The following is a 23,951-nucleotide window of genomic DNA, read 5'->3' as shown; positions in this document are numbered from 1 at the left end:
ATTATTCTACAAAATTTTGAAAATTCCTTTAATTATCATATATTATACAACTTTTTTCCAAAAATATAAAGACCCCAAATTGAATTGGAGTCTTTTCAAAATATTCAAAATTATTAACTTTTTAACCTAGATTATACCAGACATTTTTATAATCTCTAATCCTCTTTTTTCAAGTTCCTTTATAATGATATTGAGTCCAATGGAATCACTTGCCATATGCCCTGCTACAATAACATTTCCTATATTTTGATTTTCTACCTCATCTTTCACCTCATCGGGTATATGCATACATATTATAGTGCCTACACCTGCTTCAAAATATGCTTTAAATACATCACTACCACCATTAGTTCCTCCTGCCATAAGAACTGCAATTTTTCCTGCATAATCCTTTTCCCCTCCTACCCTTATAACTGGTCCAGCAGGGGCATCTTTATATTCATTGATTTCCTTTAAGGCTTCAACAACATCCTTTAGTGTAGCCTTTGGTTCATCCTTAAATTTTTTATTTAAAAAATCTTGAACGTATTCTTCAGTAATCTTATCGGCAGGCATGTGTATGTTCAAATATGGCATATTAAGTAGTTTTGCCGCTGATTGTACTCTATCATAATTGCTTACGTGCATACCCCTTTCTACCTTTCCTACCTTTTTTCTTAGAACTTTTTGAGCCTTATTTATGGGAACACCAAATTCAACCATCTTATCTATTTGTACATCCATCACTTTATGAAAATCAATCATGGAGCTACCTGTTTTTGGATGATGGCTTATAACGCAGTCTACTCCTATTTCCTTTGCAAGAAGCAATTCTGGCGTTTCCATGTCTATCCCAAATAAAACCTTCTTTATTTCTTCGCCTTCGACTGCAATTCCAGAGTCTGCAGGTATTTCCTCCAGCTTAGCCAGCTTTAAAGCTAAGTTCATTATTTCCCTTGTATTCATAATCTAAGACCTCCTGTTTAATTATTTTTGTTCGTAAAAAAATATTTTTATATCTATATTTTACTATATTTCCAATAGTCTGTGTCAATTTTGAGGCAATTATTTATTGATATAAATTAAAACAATAAATTACACTTTCACAGCAAAAATAACCAACTTTTTATCAACTTTGACTCTCTCATTGCAATTTCCATATGTTTCATGTAAAATATTAGTTGAACTTATTTGATACGGGGTTTTCTATTTATAGGAGGGAGTAAATTGAATATTGCAATAGTAGGTGCGGGTAAGGGTGGATTAAGTGCAATAAAATGTTTCAATAATATTAAAGATATTAATATTAGTATTGTAGTTGATAAAAATGCTAATGCTCCAGGTATAGTCTTAGCTAAAAAATTAGGTATTCCCTTTTCTCATTCTATAGATGATATCAATTGTAATAATTTAGATATCATGATTGAAGCTACAGGGAACAAAGAATTTAGTGATTTTTTAAAAAATAGGTTTGGCACTATGTGCAGTATACTTGATTCTAAAAGTACTCTACTTATGATGACACTGGTGGAGAGAGATTTAAACACATTAGAAAAAATAAATAATCAAATTTCTATAATTCATAATACCGCCAATATAGTTGAAGACCAATTACATGAAATCATAAGTTCCATCGACAAAATACATACTGTCAGTGATAATCTTTTAGAGACTACTAAAGTATCAAGTCAATATATTAAAGAAAGCGATAATATAATTCAATCGGTAAATAGAATTGCCCAACAGACCAAGATACTTGGCATAAATGCTTCTATTGAAGCCGCTAGAGCTGGCCAGCAAGGTAAAGGCTTTGCTGTAGTTGCTAATGAAGTCCAAAATCTTTCAAAATACACTGAGAATTTTGCTGGAGAAATAAAAACAATACTTTTTAAGCTTTCTGAAGAAATAAAGAAAATTGATAAAGAAGTACATGGTTTAGACAGTTTTTCCCAGATACAGGTTGACGCTTCTAGCAAAGTAAGTTCAGCTGTGGATACTCTTGTAAAGGCATGTGAGGAAAATAATAAGAACTAGAGATTTTTAGAGACTATTAAATACTAGCTTTAATTACGTTAAAATTATAACCAATGACGAAAGCACTGTAGACTCTTCCACGTCATTGGTTATAATTTTATAAAGCCTCAACATAACCTTTTGAAATTAGTTTTTCTATATGCTCTTTTATATATTTTTCAACATTTATGCCATGCTGTTTTTCTAATACCAATATCATTGTTATTGCAGTCTGAGCCACATCTAGAAGCTCCTTTGTTATTTCTTTATAAGCCTCATCCTCCGATAGCTTTATCCCATCCTTTTCACCATTCATTCCTCTAAACTTTCCTATAGCTCTGCAAAGCTCTCCTTGCTCCTCAGATAATTTTAAAGCTGTACTTTCTATGGTAGGTGATATGGAATTTAGATAGGGCAAAGATATGGTTTTTAGCTTAATATTCAAAAAATTATTTTCTCTTTTCTGTTCAATATATTCCCTTATTTCATCAGCTGATATATTTAGATCATCAAGCTCCTCCATTAATTCCAAATATTCTGTTTTCATTTTTTCCTCCTTAAAGTCTAATATGAATATTGAATATAGTAGTTGTTTCTATCAAAATACGAGAATTATTTCTTTATAAAATTGTAGAATGTTTCTACACATTAACATTATACAATTTATTTAATATTAAACAAATAAAAAATTAGACCTATAGGTTTTCTATAGATCATCATCAATACCAATCATCCTTATAAGGTACAATGCATTACGGGTTGTAGATACTCCTGGCTTTAATTTATAGTCAAAATATATTTCATTATCTTTATAAGATTCTTGGAAATGATAATTCTTAATTTTTCCCTTGTTTTCTTCTTCCATAACGCCTAATTCAAGGTCATGGGTTGATACTAATCCCACAGCACCATTTCTCAATAAATTTCTAATTAGAATTTTTGCTCCTTCATGGCGGTCCTGAGAATTGGTTCCCTTAAAAATTTCATCCAGAAGAAAAAATATCTGTTCTTTATGTTTTGTAGCCTTTATAATGCTTTTTATTCTTAGAAGCTCAGCATAAAATGAAGAAATATTCTTTTCAAGATTATCACTTATCCTCATACAAGTATATATCTTCATTATAGAGCATTTAAAGACTTTAGCACAAACAGGGGCACCTGCATAGGCCAATACTAGGTTTATTCCTGCAGTTCTAAGCAACGTACTTTTACCAGACATATTTGATCCTGTTATTAATAAGACTCTAGTTTGATCTTGAAATTCCAAATCATTGCATACTCGTTTATTAGTCAACAAGGGATGCCCCATAGATATTGCTTTAAAATATGATGGTTCATCCATAATTTCAGGTCTTACCCAATCTGGATTATCATATTTAATTACTGCTAGACTTGATAATGCCTCTATTTCTCCGATAGTATCAAGCCAAGCTTCTATCATTATGCCCGATCTTTCCTTCCATTCTTCCAAAGCAATCATGCATCTATAGTCCCAAAGAGTAACTATATTTACAAAAATAAATGCAGCATTGTCTCGATTTGTGATATTCTCTACTATTTTTTCTAGTCTATCTATTTGCTGATAAGCCCTTTGAGCTTCTTCGTTAATTATATTATCTCTTAATTCTTTTAGATATTCTGATTTAAAATAATTATTTTCAAAATGCTTTAACATTTTGCTATATACTTTTATATTGTCTTTATATTTATAAACTGTATTTAAGCTTTTAGATCTTTCCTTATTTTTAAATTTAATAATGAGTGTTTGCAGCGCCAATAATATAATAGGATAATAATAGGATATATCTTTAGTGATAAAATAAACTAAAATAAGTAATATACTGATTATAGGAAGTATACGAACTCCAAATATTGTCCAAGGCTTTAAATAAAATTCATTTTTTTCATTTGCCCATTTATATAAAATCTCAGGATTCTGGATTTCTTCAGTTATTGACATTCCCTCCGCCATGAATCTTTGCCGCCACCACAGCCTCCTCGCCAGTTCATTGATGGCTTCCTGTCTTTTGTAGATTTGTTCTTTGTCTAGGCAGGTTTCCGTAAGATATCTCTTTAAGCTTTGTCTCCCCATATAGGTTTTAGCTGTATTAATCCATTGAAATAGCGAGCCTTTTCCAAAAATATCAAAATCAGCAGAAAAATTATGAGCTTCATCATAAAATTCATCACCAGTATCAGAAAAAGATTTCCACTCTCCACATATACGCTCTAATGAATTATTATTTATTTTATACAATGAAAAGGTATAATTCACCTTATGCTTTGTCTGATTATGCTTTAAAACTAAATAAATAAATATAATTATATAAGCTAAAGATATAGGTAAAAGCAAATTATTATTTTTAGTTATGTATAGAAATATTATGTTCCCTAGTCCAGCTAATGCAACAAATAATCTTAAATTACCCATTAATTTCAATGATTTTCTTTGTTTTTCAAGGAGCTTGGCATAGTAACTTTTCCGTTTTTCATATCGTTTTTTAGGAATATTCATGCTTAATTAATTTCCTCCTTATGGATGTATGTCCCTAAAAATATTTACCTTCAGAATTTTTAATCTTAGCTTCCAGGCATTGGCTCTAGCCAAATGAGTAAAATACTTATCTATATAAATTGCCCATAGTAAAACTTAATTTATACATATCAAAATATCCACAGGTTTTAAGGAGTTTTGATGTATATAAATTAACTGTTTTACTGGAATATCTATAAGAAAAAACTCAATAAAAAGTCAAACCTTTAAATCAAAAATCTTTATATATAAAATTTGGTAATTATAATCACCTTAGATTATAACATATCTATGATTTACTTAGAAGCTATCAATTTTCTGTATTCACATGACATAATTCCTATAACATTAAAATCTGAATGTCATTTAATGACATTCAGATTTTAATGCAGTATACTTTAGCAAATAATATCCAAAATAGATATATATACTTGCACTTATTGTTGTGAATAGATAAAAACCCGTAAACGGAAACAATACAATAAAAGCTCTACAAAACAAACCATATGGAGCCCATTTTATCTCGTTTGATATTAGCACTAGCCAAAAACCTACTAAAAAGCCATAGTACCCAATAGCACTTATAATGCTTATAATTGTAAAATATGTAATTAGTATTTCATCTAGTAGTAAACAAGCCAAGCTTCCAAACATAATATATACTCCATACGGTATAAGCTTATTTACTATGGAAAAAGACATTAGCCAGATCCTTAATTCCTTTAAAACTTTATCAAACTGTTGCACTATATCCCCTCCATTTATTATTCTATTGCTTTGCCACAAGAACAGCAAAATTTAGCATTCTTTTCATTTTCTGTTTCACATTTGCTACATTTTACCGTAGTTTTCACTAAATTTTTTTGAGATTCTAAATTAGTATGTCCTTCAATTTCTTCAAACCTATACCCACAGCAAGGACAAAATTGTATATCTGGCTTTACTTTATTTTGACATTGCGGACAGTGCTTTTCATTTTTTAATTTTCTAATTTCCTTTTCCAATTCTTTAATTTCTTCTTGTTTTAATAGACATATATTGTATGACTCTCTAATACTATCTGGCAATTCTCCTATTTCTCCAGCCTTGAATAATTCGAATATTGTTTTTCCAATCTTCTTAAATTCATCATCAATTTCCTTTTGTTTTTGTGATATTTGGATTTTAAATTTATTAATTTCAATCATTAGCTTTGCTTTCTCACTAGCTTCCGTTGCTCCTTTTTTTAAATCTTTAAATAATTTCATAAATATCTCCTCTCTATAATATTTTTAATTACACAAATAATAAAGATTAAATATTTTTTTCTGTGATTTTAAATTTATCAAATCTCACCCCATTTTCATATTGATTTTTTTACTAAATTTTGCTAAATGCTTTAAGGTTTTAAGACAATTTTTACTGACATATTAAAATTTATACAAAATTTCCAAAAATCCTTTAGCTAATTTTGTCGAATATTTTCTTTTTATATAATTATTATCTAATAGTAGTGTTCATTAAATAAAAATATCTCAACTTATTTTTAACATATATGCTTTACAAACAATATTATGTATTATAATTCTTTATTAGGAAAGGAGCTATCATTTGTCTATGTATAACTTGAATTCCATAAATCCTCTGGATAAAATAAGACTTACTAATGGAATTGATGAATTAAAAAATTCTTTTATTAAGTTGATCAAAACAAATAATGGAGAAGCTGTAAATTTACTCAACGCTGAAAATCTTCATTTCCCTACTTTGTTTTTACTTAAGATTGAAATTGATAATCTTAACATTTTTGATAATTTAAATTTAAGAAATAGAACTGCAATAGAGTTAACCAATCAAATACTAGAAAAAAATAAAAAATCTTCAATAAATAAATATGTCTCATCTGACCTTGCTCAAATTGCATATTCAGTTTTAAAATGGATATTTGATACGGGATTTTATGATGATGGTCTAAGCAATGAATATGATGAAGTTTTAGATATTACTGCAATACTGTTAATAAAAATATACAAAGATCAAACAATTTTACCTATTATAGCTGACATGATTTTTGATAGGAACAGAAAAGGATTATTTAATCATAATTTGGTTTGGGCTTTTTTTGAATCAAAAGACCCTAATAGTTTAATTATGATTGCTAACCGCCTATTGTCTACAGAAGCAAAAGATGTTGAATTGGCAAGCAAGCTTTTAAGCTTTATACCTGGTATAGAGAAGAACAACAATGCTAGCAAGGAGAAAAAATATACATCCTTTCTTAATTGGCTTGAAGAGAACAATCCATTTTTATACTCTACAGGTCAAAGTCTTCAACAGGTTAATCGTCCTATAACCTATGTAATAGACTTAGGAGCAAAGTATCTTAACGAATATGTAGCATCAGATACAGGAAAAACCTTAAAATCATTTACGTATAAAGAAGCTAAACTTTTAAATGAATTCAGTAAATTAGATAATGATACAAAACTATTACTTGCAAACTTCTCAAGTATGTTATATCAAAAAGATAGAAACCAGTGGAATAAATGGATACATTATCCTATAAAAGAGCAGATTAGAATTGCTAAAAGCATGATGGGGGGAGAGCAATGATTAAGATTTCAGATAAAATAATGGATCCCAAAGAGATCATTAATGCTTATCCACCAGATAGCATTGAAGTAAAAATAATTGAGATATTATCATCAAGTGATAATATCTATATATATAAATCCTTAGATGAACTAAAATTTGAACTGAATTTAAGAATAAATATCATAAGTGCATCTAGAGAACTAAACGACAGTAATTTTTCCTTTAGAACTTTTCGAAAATCCATATGTAATCCTCAGTATTGGACTCGTACAGGTGAAGGTGGCTTTTTAATAAAGGATAAAGTGACACCCTCCGACGGTATCAAAGATATTTTTACCAACAGCTCTATGTACGGTACTGAATGTGCAACCGCAATAGTCATTGTTTATTATAAAGCCCTACTTAATATCTATCCTCAAGAACTTTTTAATGAGCTATTTGCAGATCTACATTTAATGAACTGGCATTACCTCGATAAAGACCTTGATATTGGTTACTATGAAAATGTAGATTTTTTGCCTGGAGATTGCAGATATTTTAAAAATCCTGATGTGGACCCGTTAACTCCAGAATGGCAGGGTGAAAACACCATTGATCTAGGAGATGGTACTTATTACGGTCATGGTTTAGGTATAGGAACAGCCGATGAAATAATCAAAGCATTAAATGAAAATAGAAAGGAAGGATCAAAGCAATCGGCTTATTTAATGGATTCAGCAACCCGTCCAAACTTTAAATACCTATCTATAAAATATTATGATTTTATCGCAAAATTAGAAAGGGAAAATTATAGAAGGATTTTGATTGATTATAGAAATTTTGAAGCAAAACTTCCTAAGGTATTTTGTTAAATCAAAATCTAGGTCATTCTATTGAGTATTAACCTTTAATAGGATGACCCTTTCTTTTAATCTTATAGTGAAAAGCTTTATTACTATAATAATTCTACTTTAGTATAGAGTTTTTACTTAAACTACTCTATACGTTGAATTATTTTATTTTTATTATTAAACATTTTTTATCCTTATGATTTGAATTTTGAGCAATAAAATTATTTTCTGCTGTTACTCTTGTGAAAATATATCCATTATTGTTATTTAATGTGTTGGTAAGATTAATTTTTTCTTTAGTATCAATATCTAAACAAAAAATATTATTAATATCACTAGCATTTACAAATACATAACTTCCTAGCAGATCAATAGCAAATATATTATGACTATTCTCTTTTGAATTAATTAAAAAAAACTTATCAAGTTTATGATCATAAACATATATATTAGTTTTTGTATAATTTTCATGCCAAACCGTGAATCTTTCATTCGATATTACATTTTGAATTTTTTTATTAGCGGGAATAATTAATATTTTATTTTGATCATTTTTTATATTATATATATTTATATTGATACCTTCATTATTTTGAGTTAAATAAGTAAGAATATTATTCCTTATAAAAGCTCTTGCATAGGGAGATGTCAAGTATACATTGTCACTTATAGTTTTAATTACATCTTCATTAATAAAATAGATTTTTAATACGAAATAAATATTTTCATTTTTATTTATAGTTTCATACCAACATAAATAATTGTTTGTCAAAGTTATAACTGGAGGTATTTTTGAATGTGTATTTTTAGATGTTCTTATAACTTTAGTAGATTTATCTTCAAGTGATAACCTATATAAATTCCAACTATTATCTGGTGTTAATATTGTCCAAAACAGATATTTTTCATTAGCCCTCAATTCATTAATATATATATCTTTAGAAGAATTCTCATATTGATATATTAAGTTATTATTGTTATTATTTATATCGTAACTGTATATTTCTACTTTTTTTGCAAAATTACTCATTTTTCTACTATAAGTAACGACATAATAAATTTTATTTTTATAAACAGTCTGATCACCTATTTCTCCACCTTCTGGTAAAGGTAATACATATTCATTTATGTCAAATTTTTTAAAATATTTACCCTTAGATTTTATAGATGAAAATTTATTAGATATATCTATACACTCTTCAAACCTATTTGTTAGATTAACTATGTTTGTATTATTTGTGTTAGTAATTATATCATTTCCTTCGCATCCAGAAATAATAGAATAGAAAAATATAACAATTAATAAAAATACTTTCTTTATATTTAAATTCATAAAGGTACGCTTATTATTTTCATAATCACATCGTAACATACTATAGATACCTTACCTTTCTTAAGTTTTTCAAACTAATAATTTTTTCTAAATAATAGAAAACTCTATTAGTTTTTTATTATTATATAGCTTCGCAAGAAACAATCTTTACTAAAATATTTAGTTAAGTATTTATAACAATTCTTTAGATAATAATAGTAACTGTTTTATTTTTTAAGAAATATAGAGGAATATAATGTACACAAATATCAATCCTTTGGTGTTTTGGGTTTTGTACATATATTCCTCTTTTATTATGCAAACTGTTTCGTCATGTTTTGGTAATTATCAAAAAGTGCAAAGCTATAAATTAATTAATAATCTTTTAGTATGGTAAATATATTAAATATCTATTAGAAGGTTCAGAAATGCTGTTATAAGCTTCTGACAAGGGAACCTCATGGGAACCATAGTATTCGGTTTTATTATTGGTATCTTGTAAATTCACCATTTGTGAATCTAAGTTTATAAAATTAACAGTTATATAGTGTCCAGTTGAATATCCATTATAATAACTTAAATATTCTGTTTTTGCATGTAAAATCGGTGCATAATTATACATCAAACTGTATGTTATGTTATCTCTAAACTCGCTTTCTGTCATATTGCTTCCCTTTTCATAAATATAGTCATACTCAGCATATTTATTAAGTTCATTTTTTACTTTGTAAACATATGTCCCTATTCCAGGCTTTGTCCCCATATTTGCTCCTAAAGTATATTGCTTATCACTATCACTACTTCCACTTACGTTATCTTCTTTTCCTAAACCATATATAGCTTGTAGTGTATTTGCTGGTCCACAATAATAGTAATTATTTTGTTTAATTAAAGGCACAGATACATAAAAAATAGAACCATTTCCACCCCTTACATTAGAATTCAAGGCTTTTTTTAGCCTACTTTCTATAATTTGGTTAATCATTTTTTCTCCAACTTCTTCTCCTAAATCTCTGACCTCCATTTGGAATTCTGGATCCTTTTCATATTCTTTTCTTACTTTTTTTTCTATTTTACCCCTAAGTTGGTTTATATCTTTTGCATTTTCTGCATAGGAACTAACTGAAAACAACATAGCAAAAATCATAGATAACGCAATAAATCTCTTGAATTTCATTGTAAAACCTCCTATGTATAGTTTATTTAAGTACTTTCTAGACTTTAATAAAAAAATTAAAAAAGTATCTTAGTTTCAAGTCATAATAATTATTCTTTTTATTTTTTCGCAATTATACACCAAACTTAACACAAATGTTGCTGGTATGCTTTTAACAATTAATTCCTCACAAAATCAGTCTTACCTTAGCTCATTTTCTTTGATATAATTAAACTACCACTACATATCCTTCCTATTTAAAACATATTTAATGTTTTAAATAGGAATTATTTTTTAGTTGGAGTTCTTATTCTATTCAATCCACAGTCCCCCCTTTTTAAAACTGTTTAGTTTAGAGCATTGTAGAATCCTAAAACTTTCATAAATACTATATTTTAATATATGAGGAAATTGCATAATACATTTAAAGAATTTTAGAGTTCAAAATGTATTAGAAAGAGTTAAAAAAGCTATTTACATATTTCATTTCAAAATTATTAGTGTTAATTATACAAGTTTCTCATATTAAAATAATTACCCCCCATTTTGAATATATAATAGCTAATCGTTAATACTTCAAAGAAAAAACAACTATATAAATTAACTGTTTTACTAGAATATCTATATAAAATTTACATAGTAAAACTTAATTTATACATGTACAAATATGCAATGTTCTGGGCATTTTGAACATGTATAAATTAAAGTCTTTATTTAAACTTTTATAATACATGTATTATTTAATACCAAATTTTATCATTTCCTATATATAGTATAATTGATATTATATTGTATGTAAATATTTTTTTGTATGTATATTAATTTTTTTACATATTTGTAATATATATTGACAATACTCATATCTTTCAAAAGATAAACTAATAGAAAAGAGTAGAATGGAATAAAATTTTCCTTCTACTCTTGCTTTGCGTTTTGGTTATAAACCTTGTAGTATCTAGGTTTCTAATTAATTTATATTTGATGAAAATATTATGAATTACCCACACTTAGAATACCCACAACTCCTACACATCACACATCCACCTTCGTGTTCAACACTAGCTCCACACTCAGGGCAGTAACTCACATTCTTACCTTGATCTATTGATTGCTCAATTCCAATTGAAATTTCGTTTGTATAAGTATTATCGCACTTATCTGAAAGATTGCAAAGCGAACAATTATCAAGGCATTTGGATTCTTCATCTTCTATTTCCCTAGCTATATCCGAAATATTCTTCTCATCTACTATTATATTCATATTCATAACCTTTTCCAAAGTTCTTCCTATTACCTCCTAATTTATATGCAAGCATATAAACCTTGGCAACTTCTTCCTTTGTAGCATCGCATTTAAAATTTACTGTTTTAGATACTGCGTTATCAACATATTTTTGGAAGGCTGACTGCATTTTAATATGCTACTTTGGAGAAATATCCTGGGTTGTAACAAGAATATTTTTTATATCATATGATGACTCTTTTGAAAGCAGTAGAACAGTTTAATTTTTATATTTTTTAAATATTTGTAATTGTTAGATATTTTACATTTTTATTGCATTATGTTTTTTTTTGAAATTTTTACATTTTTTTTAGTTGCCATATGCTATATTTGATTTAAAGCTACCATTAGCTTGCTAATATTGCTCTTAAAAGGAGGTTGTTATGAAATATATTAAATTAAATCGTAAATTTACATTATTATCTATTGCAATGATTATATTTCTATTAATTCTATTATTTATTAATACTACTACCAGTATTAATAAACACGCTATAATTAACGAACCTTTTTTTTTAAAGTGTAAAGCTAGTATTTATGGCTATGAAAATGATACATCTATACTAAGTCTATTCTTTGTAGATTCTAAAACAAACTCTTTAGTACTGAAACTTATTAAGGATTCGGAAAAAATTGCATTTGATAATGAAGAATATATCGAAATATTAGATAAAAATATAATCAGAGGTAGCACCTATAAAAATATGTCGTTGTATACATTAGATTTAAAAGTAAAGTTTAAAAAAACAGGAAATATTTCATATGAAAATTTATATTTTGTGAATAGTGATAATGAAGTTGTCGATAAACTTCAGGTGGGAGAGTATACTTTTTTAATACTTAATCAATCACACAATAACAAAGGCTTGAATATATTATCACATTCCTCAATACGCCCGTTTCTTGATAAATACTTATTAATATTAGAAAATATCTCTGGTGAACAGATCAAATTGAAAAATATTGAATCTGGAAAATTTTCAGATTATGTCGATGAAATATTAATTCAAATTAATGAAGATAAGGTTAAAGAATATAAATATGGTGAAGATATAGTTTTATCTCCTAAAGATACTGTTAAGATTGAAATTAACTTCAATAAATCTAAAAGTAACGATCATAAAGACTATGATGTATTTATATTTAATCCTAATATAAAGTATCAAGATAATGGGATTATTCAAAATAAAATCAGTATGAGAAGCTTTTACGGGGTTAGTTTTAATGAAAAGCGAATGAAAAAACTATTATCTAAATTTATGAATAGTAACTGAAAATTTAAAAACACTATTTTTTGTGGAGGTATGATTATGAAACTTAAAAAAATATTAGTATTTACTTTTATTTCTATTATTTTAGTTGTAAATAGTGCAAGTTATGCAGCTGATACTACAAGGATTGGAAGCATAAACGCAGAAGATATCATAAATAGAGTACCATTAAGAACTGATAATAGCTATTCTAGTCTACATAAAAATATTAATACTCCTTATGATATTCCTTCTGGAGACGATTATTGGAGAGTAACAAAATCGTATAATAGAACAGCATACGAATCTTTTGTAAAATATTTAACTTCATCTTGGGCTAAAGCAAGTTCTTATACTTGGTCTAAAAGCGTTTCATATTCTTGGAGTTGTTCAAGTAGTTTTTCTGCAAGTGCTGAAAATGCAATATCATCTGGATTATCTTTTACAAAGTCTAGGACAAAAACCTATTCTGTTGCTATTACTGTTGATGCAGATAGTAGTAGATATAGTAAGCTTGGATTTTTTGCAGACTATAAAGTATATAATGTAACAGCAAAATTAATTGATTTTTATACAGGTAAAGTTAATGAAACTGAAAAAGGAGAGCTTTGGGAACCAACAAGTGAAACTTATTTAAATATTGTTTATAAAAGATAAGTAAAATTTTCTCTTTTCGCTCAAAACTACCCTATTTTAGCTTTTCAAGAAGGGAACAGGTTCGTTGATTTATATTACTTTTGCTTTTTCTAATCAACTTACCTGTCCTCTTGATTCTGAACTTTATTAAACTCCAACATTACCCACACTTAGAATACCCACAACTCCTACACATCACACATCCACCTTCGTGTTCAACACTAGCTCCACACTCAGGGCAGTAACTCACATTCTTACCTTGATCTATTGATTGCTCAATTCCAATTGAAATTTCGTTTGTATAAGTATTATCGCACTTATCTGAAAGATTGCAAAGCGAACAATTATCAAGGCATTTGGATTCTTCATCTTCTATTTCCCTAGCTATATCCGAAATATTCTTCTCATCTACTATTATATTCATATTCATAACCTTTTCCAAAGTTCTTCCTATAGCATCAGGGCAGGATAATACATTTATTCCTTTATCGCCTTTACCTCTTTGCATTAAAGTTGAATGACATCTTATACCCTTTAGCTGTTCTATGATGGATTCTGCACTTATACCTGCACGCAAAGCTATAGATATGAGTCTGCTGGTTGCTTCACTTTGACTTGGACAACCGCCTGCTCTCCCAAGATTTGTAAATACCTCACATATACCTTTTTCATCATAATTAGCTGTTATATATAGATTTCCGCACCCTATTTTAACTTTTTCTGTAATTCCCATTGTTGTTTTTGGTCTTGATCTTGGAACTATTCCTTTAATATCTGTTGCAGCAGCTTCTTCTTCTTTATTATCTTTTAATTTGCCAATATTAAGTACTTGTCCGTCTCTACTTCCATCTCTATATATTGTAACTCCTTTACATCCTAATTTATATGCAAGCATATAAGCCTTGGCAACTTCTTCCTTTGTAGCATCATGTTTGAAATTTACTGTTTTAGATACTGCGTTATCAACATGGTTTTGGAAGGCTGACTGCATTTTAATATGCCACTTTGGAGAAATGTCATGGGCGGTAACAAAAATTCTTTTTATGTACTCAGGAATTTCTGATATATCTTGTATACTTCCCTTTTCTGCTACTTCTTCCATTAGCTTCTCAGAATATATGCCTTCTTTTTGAAGATATTCTTTAAATAATGGGTTTACTTCAATAAGTTTGTCATCATCCATTACATTTCTGTAATAGCATAGTGCAAATAATGGTTCTATACCACTTGAAGTTCCTGCTATTATACTTATAGAGCCCGTTGGAGCTATGGTTGTAGTTGTTCCATTTCTAAGTTTTAAACTGCTATCTTTAAATATACTTCTATGATAGTTAGGAAAAACCCCTCTCTCTTCTGCTAGCCTACTGGACTGTTCTTTTGATCTTTCATTTATGAATTTCATGACATCATTGGCAACCTTTACACCTTTGTCTGAATTATATGGTATTCCAAGCTTTACAAGCATATCTGCAAAGCCCATCACTCCTAATCCAATTTTTCTATTTGACTTGGTCATTTCTTCTATTTCTTTTAAAGGATATTTATTTACATCTATAACATTGTCTAAGAATCTAACTGCTAAATCTACTACTTCACCTAGTTTATCATAATCAATTTCTATTTTTCCATCTTCCTCTTTTATCATTTTAGATAGGTTTATAGAGCCAAGATTACATGCTTCAAAGGGTAATAGAGGCTGTTCACCACAATTATGCACAACAATACCATTAGCAATTAATGAATGTGTAGTTTCTTCTGAAATATCATATACTTCTGTTTCCTTTTCTTCAATTACTTCTACTACCTTACTTATATACTTAGTATTTTTCCTTGATTCTCTATTAATTTTATTTAACTTATTATTCTTTTCAATATGAACCATATTTCCTATTATATCTTTAAATCTACATATATCATTACCATTTATAATTAATTCAAAATAAGGTTTTGTATCGTATAATTTTTCCTTCCCTTCTTTAGTTGTATATTTAAACTTAAAAGGTTGTTCTTTAGACCTATTATATATGTTAGAGAATACTCCAAAATTAAGCAGTAGTAGTTGCACATCCTGTAGTAATTTAAAAGAGCTTGAAGTAAGTCTTATATCTCTATGATTGTCATCTATGTAATTAATAGTACCATCGGAACTAAATAAACCATTAAGAAAGGTACTAACTGTCTTTTCAGAGGCAGTAAAAATTGAATTTGGAACTCTTTTTTCATGAGCTTTTTTAGCTTGAACTCCACAAATTTTAATTAAATTAACAAAGTCCTTTCTTTTAAATAGCAGTTGCCACGTATTATTCTCCCTCTGATTAACTATTCCATTGCCAGCACCTTTAAGGCAAGCTATTTCTTGCATTTTTTCCATAATATATTTTTCTTCAGAATCAAAAACCATTCCAATAACTTTCTCGTCAGGTGTAAGCCATCCATCTCCTATAAGCCATCCTAGAAATAATCCTAAATCCTCTCCAATTATATCTTTTTCAGCCCAAAATCCTTTTCCAGATTGAACTAATACTTCATCTCCAATCTGTAAATCTTTTGCTTTAATCCATTCTTTTGTAGTAAAAATTTTATGCTCAGGTGTAACCTTTAATTCCTGTCCATTATTTAACCTTATCCTCAACGTCTTTTTTATACCTGTCTTAAATACTTTTGCTTTTCTTAATGTAACTCCATTTTTATAATATTCTCGTCCATTGTTTTGTACTTTTTTATTTACTACTCGATTATCAGTAATTATTTCTATATCATTATTCTTATACTTTTCAAATAAATCTTTAACTTTTTTAAGTCCATTTTTAGTAGATATAAAAGTTTCAGGATGTAAGCACGGATTTGTACTTTCTATCTCACCTATCTCAGGTACTATATTGTCTCTATTAATTCTATCTAAAAATACTATACCTGGTTCTCCGTTTTTCCAAGCCATAGAAACTATTGTGTTAAATATTTCTTTAGCCTTTAGCTTTCCTACTGGTTCCTTAGTTCTAGGGTCAAAAAGATCATATTCACGATTTTCTTCAACAGCCTTCATAAATTCTTCAGTAAGTCCAACACTTATGTTAAAATTATTTAGTTCATCATTGTTCTCCTTACATTTTACAAATTCCAATATGTCTGGATGGTCTATGCGTAGGATACCCATATTAGCCCCTCTTCTTTTTCCACCCTGTTTCACAGCTTCTGTGGCAGAATTAAATACCTTCATAAAGCTTATTGGTCCCGACGCTACTCCTCCAGTTGAAGCTACTGTTGAACCCTTCCCTCTTAATCTAGTAAAGCTAAACCCAGTTCCGCCACCGCTTTTATGTATAAGTGCTGCATTTTTAACTGCTTCAAATATACCCTCCATCGAATCCTCTACTGGTAAAACAAAACAAGCAGCCAATTGCCCTAAATCTCTACCTGCATTCATCAAAGTCGGTGAATTTGGAAGAAATTCAAGGTTAGTCATTATTTCATAAAACTTTTCTTCTGTATCTTTAATTTCTCTTGATTCACAATACTTTTTCTCAGCCGATGCTATATAATGGGCTACCCTTCGAAACAAATCTTCAGGAGATTCTATTATTTTTCCTTCTTCATCTTTAGCTAAATACCTTCTCTCAAGCACAGTTAATGAGTTTAACGTAAGCTGCATTTGTCACCATCCTTACCTATATTTAGTATTATTGTTTTTTCGATACACTATATATTGTATCACCTTATATTTTTATAGTCAAAAGAAAAAAAGATGATGCTTTAGCATCATCTCAGGCTGTTTACAAACCCGAATTTCTTCGTTGTTGCTTAAAAGGAGAATGCTCACGTATTTCTGTATACGCTCCGCTTGCTCCTTTTTAGCACGCCTCGAACTTCAGCTTTCTCAAAAGCCTGCTATCTTGTTGACTTTGTCAACAATCTAATGATGCTTTAGCATCATCTTTTTTAACTTATTATCTTAAGAATATCCTTTATAGTATCCTTTGTAAATTCACCTTTTCTATACTTTCTCTTAGCAACTATAATATCTACTTGATTACCTTTGCCAACTATTTCTCCTATTACTCGAGGTATTTCGATAAACGTACCTATAGGTTTAAAATCATCATCCATAAAAATAAAAGTAGGTATTTTAGCTTTTCCATCAATTTTATATTCCTCTAGATATTGTTCATTGCCTTCTCTTGGAACTATCTTCATATTTACAGCTTTATTAATATCACAGATTTTTCTAAGGGCAGGCAAATTTATTACACAGTCGGGACACCATATTTCAGCAAATACTAAGACATTAATCTCTTTGTGTATAGATTTTATTTTATCTAATAAGGTATTGTCAATTTCTATATTATTATATATTTCTAGTATTTTTTCTCGATAAGTTCCATCATCTTGGGACATAAATTGTTCAAAAGTTATCCCTTTTTCGTATAATTTTTTGATGTCCATTTTTATCCCCCCTTCTTTGTCTAGTAACTTAATTATATAAGATTTTTTTTAATAATACAATTTTATGCTAAACTCGTTATATATATTACAACTATTAGTTTTCAGCAGTTTTTATGCCTTAATACTAATAATTACTAAATTTTATTTTAGCTTTTTTAATTTGTCATAATTAACTGTAAATTTTTATCATATCTTTTCTTTATACCTTCCCAATTGTTTAATATGTATCGCCTACAATCTTTTATTGCTGCTTTCTTTGTAATAATTTCTGTTATTTTTCCTCCATAATAATTTTACACTGAGTTTATGATTATGTGATTTAAAGTCTATATTGCATGTTAATAGGGAGCATATATGAAAATATATACTCCCTATTTAAAATAAATATCTTTATTTTATTCTATCGGTTTCATTGTTGGAAAAAGTATTACATCTCTAATAGATGCTGAGTTAGTAAGTAGCATCATCAATCTATCAACACCTATACCAAGTCCTCCAGTGGGTGGTAAGCCTACTTCTAATGCATTAATAAAGTCTTCATCCATTGGATGTGCTTCTTCATCTCCTGATTCTCTTTGCTTAAGCTGCTGTTCAAATCTTTCTTTTTGATCAATTGGGTCATTTAATTCTGAAAATGCATTAGCAATCTCCCAAGTGTTGGCAAAGGCTTCAAATCTGTTGGTGATTAATGGATTTTCAGGATTTCTTTTAGCTAATGGTGAAACCTCTACAGGGTGATGCATTACAAATGTAGGTTGAATTAAATCCTTTTCACAATATTCTTCAAAGGCAAGATTTACTAGATGTCCTCTTGTCATATGTTTCTCAACTTCTAAATGAAGCTTTTCTTTAGCAATTTTTCTAGCTTCCTCATCACTTTCTATGCTATAAAAGTCAACTCCTGTTTTTTCTTCAACTAAATCATGCATCGACACTCTTTTCCAAGGTGGTTTAAAATCTATTTCTGTACCTTGATAATTTATAACGGTAGTCCCAAGGGCTTTTTCTGCACAATAGGCTACTAGATTTTCAGTTATTTCCATCATATATTCATAATCTTCATAGGCTGCATAAAGCTCTATGTTGGTAAATTCTGGATTATGCTTGATTGAGATTCCTTCGTTTCTAAACATTTTTCCCATTTCATAAACCTTATCAAAGCCACCTACAATAAGTCTCTTAAGATAAAGTTCATTGGCTATTCTCATCTGCATATCTAAATCTAATGTATTATGATGAGTAAGGAAAGGTCTTGCTGCTGCCCCACCCGCAATAGTTGTTAATATGGGAGTTTCAACCTCTAAAAAACCTCTAGCATCTAGGAATTCTCTTATTGCTTTAATTATTTTATTTCTCTTTAAAAATGTTTTTTTAACTTCAGGATTTACAATAAGATCAACATATCTCTGTCTATACCTAAGTTCCGTATCTTTTAAACCATGCCATTTTTCAGGCAATACCTGTAGTGATTTGCATAATAGCTTAACGTCACTGGCCCTAACTGAAATTTCTTGTTTCTTTGTTTTAAATACCGTACCTGTTATACCTACTATATCTCCTATATCATATGTAGTAAATATATCATATTCTTCTTCGCCTATAGCATCTTTTCTTACATACGACTGAATTCTTCCATCTCTATCTAATACATCTATAAAGCTGGCTTTACCCATCGTTCTTTTTGCCATAATCCTACCAGCTATTTTTACTTCTTTTCCTTCGAATTCTTCAAATTCATCTGCAATTTTGGTACTAAATGCAGTTCTTTCAAACTTTTCAATTTTGAATGGATCTCTCCCTATCTCTTGTAGATTTTTAAGTTTTTCTCTTCTTATCCTTAGTACTTCATTAAGATTTTGTTCTTCAGCCATGTTATGCTGCACCTCCTATTGTATTTTTATCTCAAGTATTTTATACTTTGTCACCCCGTCTGGAATTTGAACTTCAACTATTTCTCCAACCTTTCCCCCAATTAAAGCCTTACCAACAGGAGATTCATTAGAAATCTTCAGTTCATATGGGTCAGCTTCAGCGGAACCAACAATAGTGTATTCCACTTCTTCGTCAAATTCTAAATCCACAACCTTTACTGTTGACCCAATGCTTACCACATCCTTAGATATCTCACTTTCATCAACAACTCTTGCTTTTCTTAAAATCATTTCTAGTTTAGCTATTCTTTCTTCTACTTGAGCTTGTTCATTTTTAGCTTCATCATATTCAGAATTTTCACTTATATCTCCAAAAGCCAATGCTTGCTTTATTTTTTCAGCTACTTCTTTTCTTTTGACTGTTTTTAATTCGTCTAGTTCATCTTCTACCTTTTTCAAGCCTTGTTTAGTTAAAATTATTTCTTTATCAGTCATTTATTTCATCTCCTTTGTAATTTTATATTCTATATAATATTTTATTAAACTAACAATCAACCTTATGCTAAAGGAATGTTTATTTCCCTAATATATGTTATTTTATTAAAATTATTCTTACATTTAAATATAGAATATATTTTTTATGATATTACTCTAAAAATTTTAACATTATACATAAACAAGTTCTTTTACATTGCAATTATTAAGTTTTTTAAAGTATCTAATAACATAAGCACTGGGGTGCAGTGCTTATACTTATGCGAATTATTATAATGTAGTTGTAATTTATTGTCAAGATATTAATTTACTCCTATTTCTATAACTTTAAACAAGTACCTTTTCAAGCTGTTCTTCCACCATATCTATGGTTTTGGCATTATTTATTTGATTTCTAATACTAGCTGCATTTCTTACCCCCTTTAAATACCATGCACAATGTTTTCTCATCTCTCTTATAGCTATATATTCTCCCTTATTTTCTACCAACATATATAAATGCCTTCTACATATCTCCACCTTCTCTTTTGTTGTCGGTGGAGGTAGGATTTCTCCAGTAGTAAGATAATGCTTAACCCTTTTAAATATCCATGGATTTCCCTGTGCTCCTCTAGCTATCATTATGCCATCACAATTAGTAGTCATCTTCATCCTTTTAGCGTCTTCTACAGAAAATACATCACCATTTCCAAATACAGGTATAGTAACAGCTTCTTTAACTTTAGCTATTATGTGCCAATCTGCCTTACCAGTATAAAATTGCTCCCTTGTTCTTCCATGGATAGATATAGCCTTAGCACCACTTTGTTCTATTATTTTAGCTACTTCTACAGCATTTATATTATCCTTATCCCATCCTATTCTTATTTTAACTGTTACTGGCTTATCAGATGCCTTTACTACATTTTCTATAATTTCCCCTATTAATCTAGGATTTTTTAAAAGAGCAGCACCATCACCATTTTTCACAATCTTAGGTGTAGGACATCCCATATTTATATCTAATATGTCATGGTTATGATCATTTATTCTTTTAGCAACCTCTGCCATTATTTTAGGGTCTGAACCAAATATTTGAAGCGCTACTGGTCTTTCTCTCTCTTCAATTTTCATTAATTCTTTAGTTTTAGGATCATTATAATATATTCCCTTAGCACTCACCATCTCTGTAAATACGATTCCACACCCAAATTCTTTACAGATAAGCCTAAAGGTAAGATCAGTCACTCCCGCCATTGGCCCTAAAGCAACAGGGTTTTCTATATTTATATTCCCTATTTTCAATCTATCACCTACTTCTATCTATATAATAATAATGCCAGGATTAATATTCCTGGCTATGGATATAGGCTTTAAGCCTATATAAATAAGGAAAATAGTAAATATTCTGTATTTCCCTTTATTATTATTGACAACACAAAGTTATATATGCTATTAGTCTTTATTCATATCATATATTAATCTTAACCCTTCAAGGGTTAGAAATCTATCTACATCATCTATTGTTTTTGATTCTGTAGCTATCAAACTTGCCAATCCACCTGTGGCTATCACCTTAACTTTTTTGCTCTTTAACTCTTCCTTCATTCTAGTAACTATATAATCGACTAGACCTACATATCCATAAATAATTCCCGATTGCATACTTTGGATAGTATTTTTACATATAACTTTTTTAGGCTTATTTAGTTCAACTTTTGGTAATTTAGCAGCTCTCTGAAACAATGCATCGCTGGAGATTTTTATACCTGGTGAAATTATTCCGCCTAAATATTCACATTTTTCAGATATGGCACAAAATGTGGTGGCTGTTCCAAAATCAACCACTATCACTGGTCCCCCATATTTATGAAAAGCCGAAACAGCATTAACTATTCTGTCAGCTCCAACCTGTCTAGGATTGTCATATTTTATATTTATTCCTGTCTTTATACCTGGGCCTATTACTATAGCCTCTTTATTGCAGTACTTAACAGCCATATGCTGAAGTGAATACATAATAGTGGGAACTACTGAAGATATTATTACATCTGTAACATCTTTTAAATCTAAACCTTCATAATTAAATAGTTGGTTTACCAACATACCAATTTCATCGGATGTCTTTGACTTATCAGTAGACATCCTCCAGTATTTTATTAATTCCTTTCCTTCATATACACCTAAAACAATGTTTGTATTTCCAACGTCAAAAGCCAGTAACAATGAAATCACCTACTTATATTTTGTTATATTATAACTAATAGAACTCAACTAAATTTTAGTATTTTTGTTTTTGCTAAATTCTATTCTTTTAAACCGTCATACTAGCTACCTTAAGTATATTATCATGTTTAAGTAATCATATCAATATTAAAATCTAGAATAATAGCCTGTTATTTATATTGCTTTATCCACAATACTTATCTTATATCCTTAAATCAGTAACTTTTTAGTTATATTAAAGTTTACTCCAACAGGTTAAGCTTTACAAATATACACTCTTATCTACACATAACTATCTATTCCTCTTACAGAAACTTCTCCAGATATAATATTTATTATTTCTCCATTATCTTTTCTTATTACTAACTCACCATTTTCTGTAATATCTATAGCCTCAGCTATCATAATCTCGTTTTTATTAATTATATTAACTATCTTTCCTAATGTAACCGATTTTTTCTTACATATATCTACTGTTTTTTTTAGGCTTCCAGTATTGATAAAGTTATAGTATAATTCTTCAAATTCTTTTACTATATTGATTAAAATTTCCTTTCTAGAAACCTCAGTACCTAAAGCCTTTTTTAAAGAAGTGGCTATATGATCTATCTCTTTTGGAAATTTATCTATATTTACATTTACTCCCATTCCCAGTATCACATAATTAATATTATTAAGTTCTGCACTCATTTCTGTAAGTATTCCACATACTTTTTTATTATCAATAATTATATCATTAGGCCATTTTATTCCCGCTTCTAAACCAGTGACTTTATTGATAGAATTAGCAATTGACGCAGCTGCTATAATGGTTATCTTTGCTGCCTCATTAGGATATATAGTTGGTCTTAGTATCATTGACATATAAATATTGTCACCTGCTGGTGATACCCAATGTCTTCCTAATCTACCCCTTCCACCAGTCTGTTCTTCACTAATGACTATCGTTCCTTCTAAAGCACCATCTAAAGCTAGTTTTTTAGCATAATTATTTGTGGAATCAATTGTTTTAAAACAGTGTATGTCATTACCTAACCTATCTGATTCCAGTTCTATTAAAAGCTCATCCCTTGATAAAATATCTGGTTCCTTTATAAGCTTGTATCCCTTTCTGGATATGGATTCTATCTCATATCCTTCTTCTTTTAAAGCATTTACATGCTTCCATATAGAAGTTCTAGTTACACCCAACTGATTACTTAGCTGTTCTCCAGATATGAAGTTATTTTTGTTTTTTTTAAGTACTTCTAATATTTTCTTTTTCAATTTTATTCCTCCATATATACAAAAGCGTCTTGCGACGCTTTTTAGTTGCAAGTTATAAATTCCATATCCCAAGTTTTAAAGTCATCCTTATCAAAATCCTTAGAAACTC

21 protein-coding genes are annotated in these 23,951 nt (G+C 29.1%); 5 read left to right on the top strand and 16 right to left on the bottom strand.

What is annotated here, in order from left to right:
- Positions 1–126 precede the first annotated feature (126 nt).
- Positions 127–945, bottom strand: coding sequence for a Nif3-like dinuclear metal center hexameric protein (locus BUB36_RS07420; protein ID WP_073148583.1), 819 nt, complete (start codon positions 943–945; stop codon positions 127–129).
- A gap of 261 nt (positions 946–1,206) precedes the next feature.
- On the opposite strand from BUB36_RS07420, the gene BUB36_RS07415 reads away from it, so the two are divergent.
- The gene (locus BUB36_RS07415) at positions 1,207–2,013 is read left to right on the top strand and encodes a methyl-accepting chemotaxis protein (RefSeq protein WP_073148581.1); all 807 of its coding nucleotides are present in this window, start codon (positions 1,207–1,209) and stop codon (positions 2,011–2,013) included.
- A 97-nt stretch (positions 2,014–2,110) separates the two neighbouring features.
- Here BUB36_RS07415 and BUB36_RS07410 read toward each other — a convergent pair whose 3' ends face one another.
- The 4 genes from BUB36_RS07410 to BUB36_RS07395 all read right to left on the bottom strand — a co-directional run bounded on the left by BUB36_RS07410 (position 2,111) and on the right by BUB36_RS07395 (position 5,772).
- Complete coding sequence (locus BUB36_RS07410; protein ID WP_330390446.1) at positions 2,111–2,539, bottom strand: MazG-like family protein; 429 nt, start codon at positions 2,537–2,539, stop codon at positions 2,111–2,113.
- A gap of 159 nt (positions 2,540–2,698) precedes the next feature.
- Complete coding sequence (locus BUB36_RS07405) at positions 2,699–4,507, bottom strand: MutS family DNA mismatch repair protein (protein ID WP_073148579.1); 1,809 nt, start codon at positions 4,505–4,507, stop codon at positions 2,699–2,701.
- A 384-nt stretch (positions 4,508–4,891) separates the two neighbouring features.
- Entirely contained in the window at positions 4,892–5,272 is a 381-nt protein-coding gene (locus tag BUB36_RS07400) for a hypothetical protein (RefSeq protein ID WP_073148577.1), read from the bottom strand.
- A gap of 17 nt (positions 5,273–5,289) precedes the next feature.
- Positions 5,290–5,772 (bottom strand): zinc ribbon domain-containing protein, encoded by a 483-nt coding sequence (locus BUB36_RS07395; protein ID WP_073148575.1) that lies wholly within the window; start codon positions 5,770–5,772, stop codon positions 5,290–5,292.
- Between the two features lie 343 nt (positions 5,773–6,115).
- Between BUB36_RS07395 and BUB36_RS07390 the strand changes: the two genes are divergently transcribed.
- Entirely contained in the window at positions 6,116–7,117 is a 1,002-nt protein-coding gene (locus tag BUB36_RS07390; protein ID WP_330390445.1) for a hypothetical protein, read from the top strand.
- The gene (locus tag BUB36_RS07385) at positions 7,114–7,950 is read left to right on the top strand and encodes a protein-glutamine gamma-glutamyltransferase (protein ID WP_073148572.1); all 837 of its coding nucleotides are present in this window, start codon (positions 7,114–7,116) and stop codon (positions 7,948–7,950) included. Before BUB36_RS07390 ends, BUB36_RS07385 begins: the two co-directional genes overlap by 4 nt.
- A 139-nt stretch (positions 7,951–8,089) precedes the next feature.
- On the opposite strand, the gene BUB36_RS07380 is transcribed toward BUB36_RS07385, so the two are convergent.
- From BUB36_RS07380 to BUB36_RS19420, 4 genes are all read right to left on the bottom strand, one after another.
- Positions 8,090–9,301, bottom strand: a complete 1,212-nt coding sequence (locus BUB36_RS07380) for a hypothetical protein (RefSeq protein WP_073148570.1) — start codon at positions 9,299–9,301, stop codon at positions 8,090–8,092.
- A 325-nt stretch (positions 9,302–9,626) separates the two neighbouring features.
- A complete protein-coding gene (locus BUB36_RS07375; RefSeq protein WP_073148568.1) occupies positions 9,627–10,418 on the bottom strand; it encodes a cysteine peptidase family C39 domain-containing protein in 792 nt (263 codons plus the stop codon).
- A 976-nt stretch (positions 10,419–11,394) separates the two neighbouring features.
- The gene (locus tag BUB36_RS07370; protein WP_165613049.1) at positions 11,395–11,676 is read right to left on the bottom strand and encodes a hypothetical protein; all 282 of its coding nucleotides are present in this window, start codon (positions 11,674–11,676) and stop codon (positions 11,395–11,397) included.
- The gene (locus BUB36_RS19420) at positions 11,639–11,809 is read right to left on the bottom strand and encodes a hypothetical protein (RefSeq protein ID WP_131821219.1); all 171 of its coding nucleotides are present in this window, start codon (positions 11,807–11,809) and stop codon (positions 11,639–11,641) included. Before BUB36_RS19420 ends, BUB36_RS07370 begins: the two co-directional genes overlap by 38 nt.
- 253 nt (positions 11,810–12,062) lie before the next feature.
- On the opposite strand from BUB36_RS19420, the gene BUB36_RS07360 reads away from it, so the two are divergent.
- Both BUB36_RS07360 and BUB36_RS07355 read left to right on the top strand, forming a co-directional pair.
- Positions 12,063–12,953, top strand: coding sequence for a hypothetical protein (locus tag BUB36_RS07360; protein ID WP_073148564.1), 891 nt, complete (start codon positions 12,063–12,065; stop codon positions 12,951–12,953).
- A gap of 36 nt (positions 12,954–12,989) precedes the next feature.
- Complete coding sequence (locus BUB36_RS07355; RefSeq protein WP_073148562.1) at positions 12,990–13,586, top strand: hypothetical protein; 597 nt, start codon at positions 12,990–12,992, stop codon at positions 13,584–13,586.
- Positions 13,587–13,725: 139 nt separating this feature from the next.
- On the opposite strand, the gene BUB36_RS07350 is transcribed toward BUB36_RS07355, so the two are convergent.
- The 7 genes from BUB36_RS07350 to BUB36_RS07320 form a co-directional block, all read right to left on the bottom strand.
- Positions 13,726–17,214: an adenosylcobalamin-dependent ribonucleoside-diphosphate reductase gene (locus tag BUB36_RS07350; RefSeq protein WP_073148560.1), complete on the bottom strand. Its 3,489-nt coding sequence runs from the start codon at positions 17,212–17,214 to the stop codon at positions 13,726–13,728.
- 287 nt (positions 17,215–17,501) lie between these two features.
- Positions 17,502–18,005: a thioredoxin family protein gene (locus BUB36_RS07345; RefSeq protein WP_073148558.1), complete on the bottom strand. Its 504-nt coding sequence runs from the start codon at positions 18,003–18,005 to the stop codon at positions 17,502–17,504.
- Positions 18,006–18,400: 395 nt separating this feature from the next.
- Entirely contained in the window at positions 18,401–19,876 is a 1,476-nt protein-coding gene (lysS, locus tag BUB36_RS07340) for a lysine--tRNA ligase (protein WP_073148556.1), read from the bottom strand.
- Positions 19,877–19,891: 15 nt separating this feature from the next.
- Complete coding sequence (gene greA / locus BUB36_RS07335) at positions 19,892–20,371, bottom strand: transcription elongation factor GreA (protein WP_073148554.1); 480 nt, start codon at positions 20,369–20,371, stop codon at positions 19,892–19,894.
- 327 nt (positions 20,372–20,698) lie between these two features.
- Complete coding sequence (gene dusB, locus BUB36_RS07330; protein ID WP_073148552.1) at positions 20,699–21,655, bottom strand: tRNA dihydrouridine synthase DusB; 957 nt, start codon at positions 21,653–21,655, stop codon at positions 20,699–20,701.
- 150 nt (positions 21,656–21,805) lie between these two features.
- Complete coding sequence (locus BUB36_RS07325; protein WP_073148550.1) at positions 21,806–22,576, bottom strand: type III pantothenate kinase; 771 nt, start codon at positions 22,574–22,576, stop codon at positions 21,806–21,808.
- Positions 22,577–22,858: 282 nt separating this feature from the next.
- Positions 22,859–23,842: a biotin--[acetyl-CoA-carboxylase] ligase gene (locus BUB36_RS07320; RefSeq protein ID WP_073148548.1), complete on the bottom strand. Its 984-nt coding sequence runs from the start codon at positions 23,840–23,842 to the stop codon at positions 22,859–22,861.
- Positions 23,843–23,951: the final 109 nt, after the last annotated feature.

Origin of the sequence: Paramaledivibacter caminithermalis DSM 15212, assembly GCF_900142245.1 — a bacterium.
GTDB lineage: Bacteria > Bacillota > Clostridia > Peptostreptococcales > Caminicellaceae > Paramaledivibacter > Paramaledivibacter caminithermalis.
This window is presented reverse-complemented; position numbering and strand designations above follow the sequence as displayed.

Excerpts from the sequence above, each read along its gene's own strand:
- BUB36_RS07380 (WP_073148570.1), bottom strand. The coding sequence starts at position 9,301 with ATGTTACGATGTGATTATGAAAATAATAAGCGTACCTTTATGAATTTA.
- BUB36_RS07360 (WP_073148564.1), top strand. The coding sequence starts at position 12,063 with ATGAAATATATTAAATTAAATCGTAAATTTACATTATTATCTATTGCA.
- BUB36_RS07375 (WP_073148568.1), bottom strand. The coding sequence starts at position 10,418 with ATGAAATTCAAGAGATTTATTGCGTTATCTATGATTTTTGCTATGTTG.
- BUB36_RS07345 (WP_073148558.1), bottom strand. The coding sequence starts at position 18,005 with ATGGACATCAAAAAATTATACGAAAAAGGGATAACTTTTGAACAATTT.
- BUB36_RS07420 (WP_073148583.1), bottom strand. The coding sequence starts at position 945 with ATGAATACAAGGGAAATAATGAACTTAGCTTTAAAGCTGGCTAAGCTG.
- BUB36_RS07385 (WP_073148572.1), top strand. The coding sequence starts at position 7,114 with ATGATTAAGATTTCAGATAAAATAATGGATCCCAAAGAGATCATTAAT.
- BUB36_RS07350 (WP_073148560.1), bottom strand. The coding sequence starts at position 17,214 with ATGCAGCTTACGTTAAACTCATTAACTGTGCTTGAGAGAAGGTATTTA.
- lysS (WP_073148556.1), bottom strand. The coding sequence starts at position 19,876 with ATGGCTGAAGAACAAAATCTTAATGAAGTACTAAGGATAAGAAGAGAA.
- BUB36_RS07405 (WP_073148579.1), bottom strand. The coding sequence starts at position 4,507 with ATGAATATTCCTAAAAAACGATATGAAAAACGGAAAAGTTACTATGCC.
- BUB36_RS19420 (WP_131821219.1), bottom strand. The coding sequence starts at position 11,809 with ATGCAGTCAGCCTTCCAAAAATATGTTGATAACGCAGTATCTAAAACA.
- BUB36_RS07355 (WP_073148562.1), top strand. The coding sequence starts at position 12,990 with ATGAAACTTAAAAAAATATTAGTATTTACTTTTATTTCTATTATTTTA.
- BUB36_RS07410 (WP_330390446.1), bottom strand. The coding sequence starts at position 2,539 with ATGAAAACAGAATATTTGGAATTAATGGAGGAGCTTGATGATCTAAAT.
- greA (WP_073148554.1), bottom strand. The coding sequence starts at position 20,371 with ATGACTGATAAAGAAATAATTTTAACTAAACAAGGCTTGAAAAAGGTA.
- BUB36_RS07395 (WP_073148575.1), bottom strand. The coding sequence starts at position 5,772 with ATGAAATTATTTAAAGATTTAAAAAAAGGAGCAACGGAAGCTAGTGAG.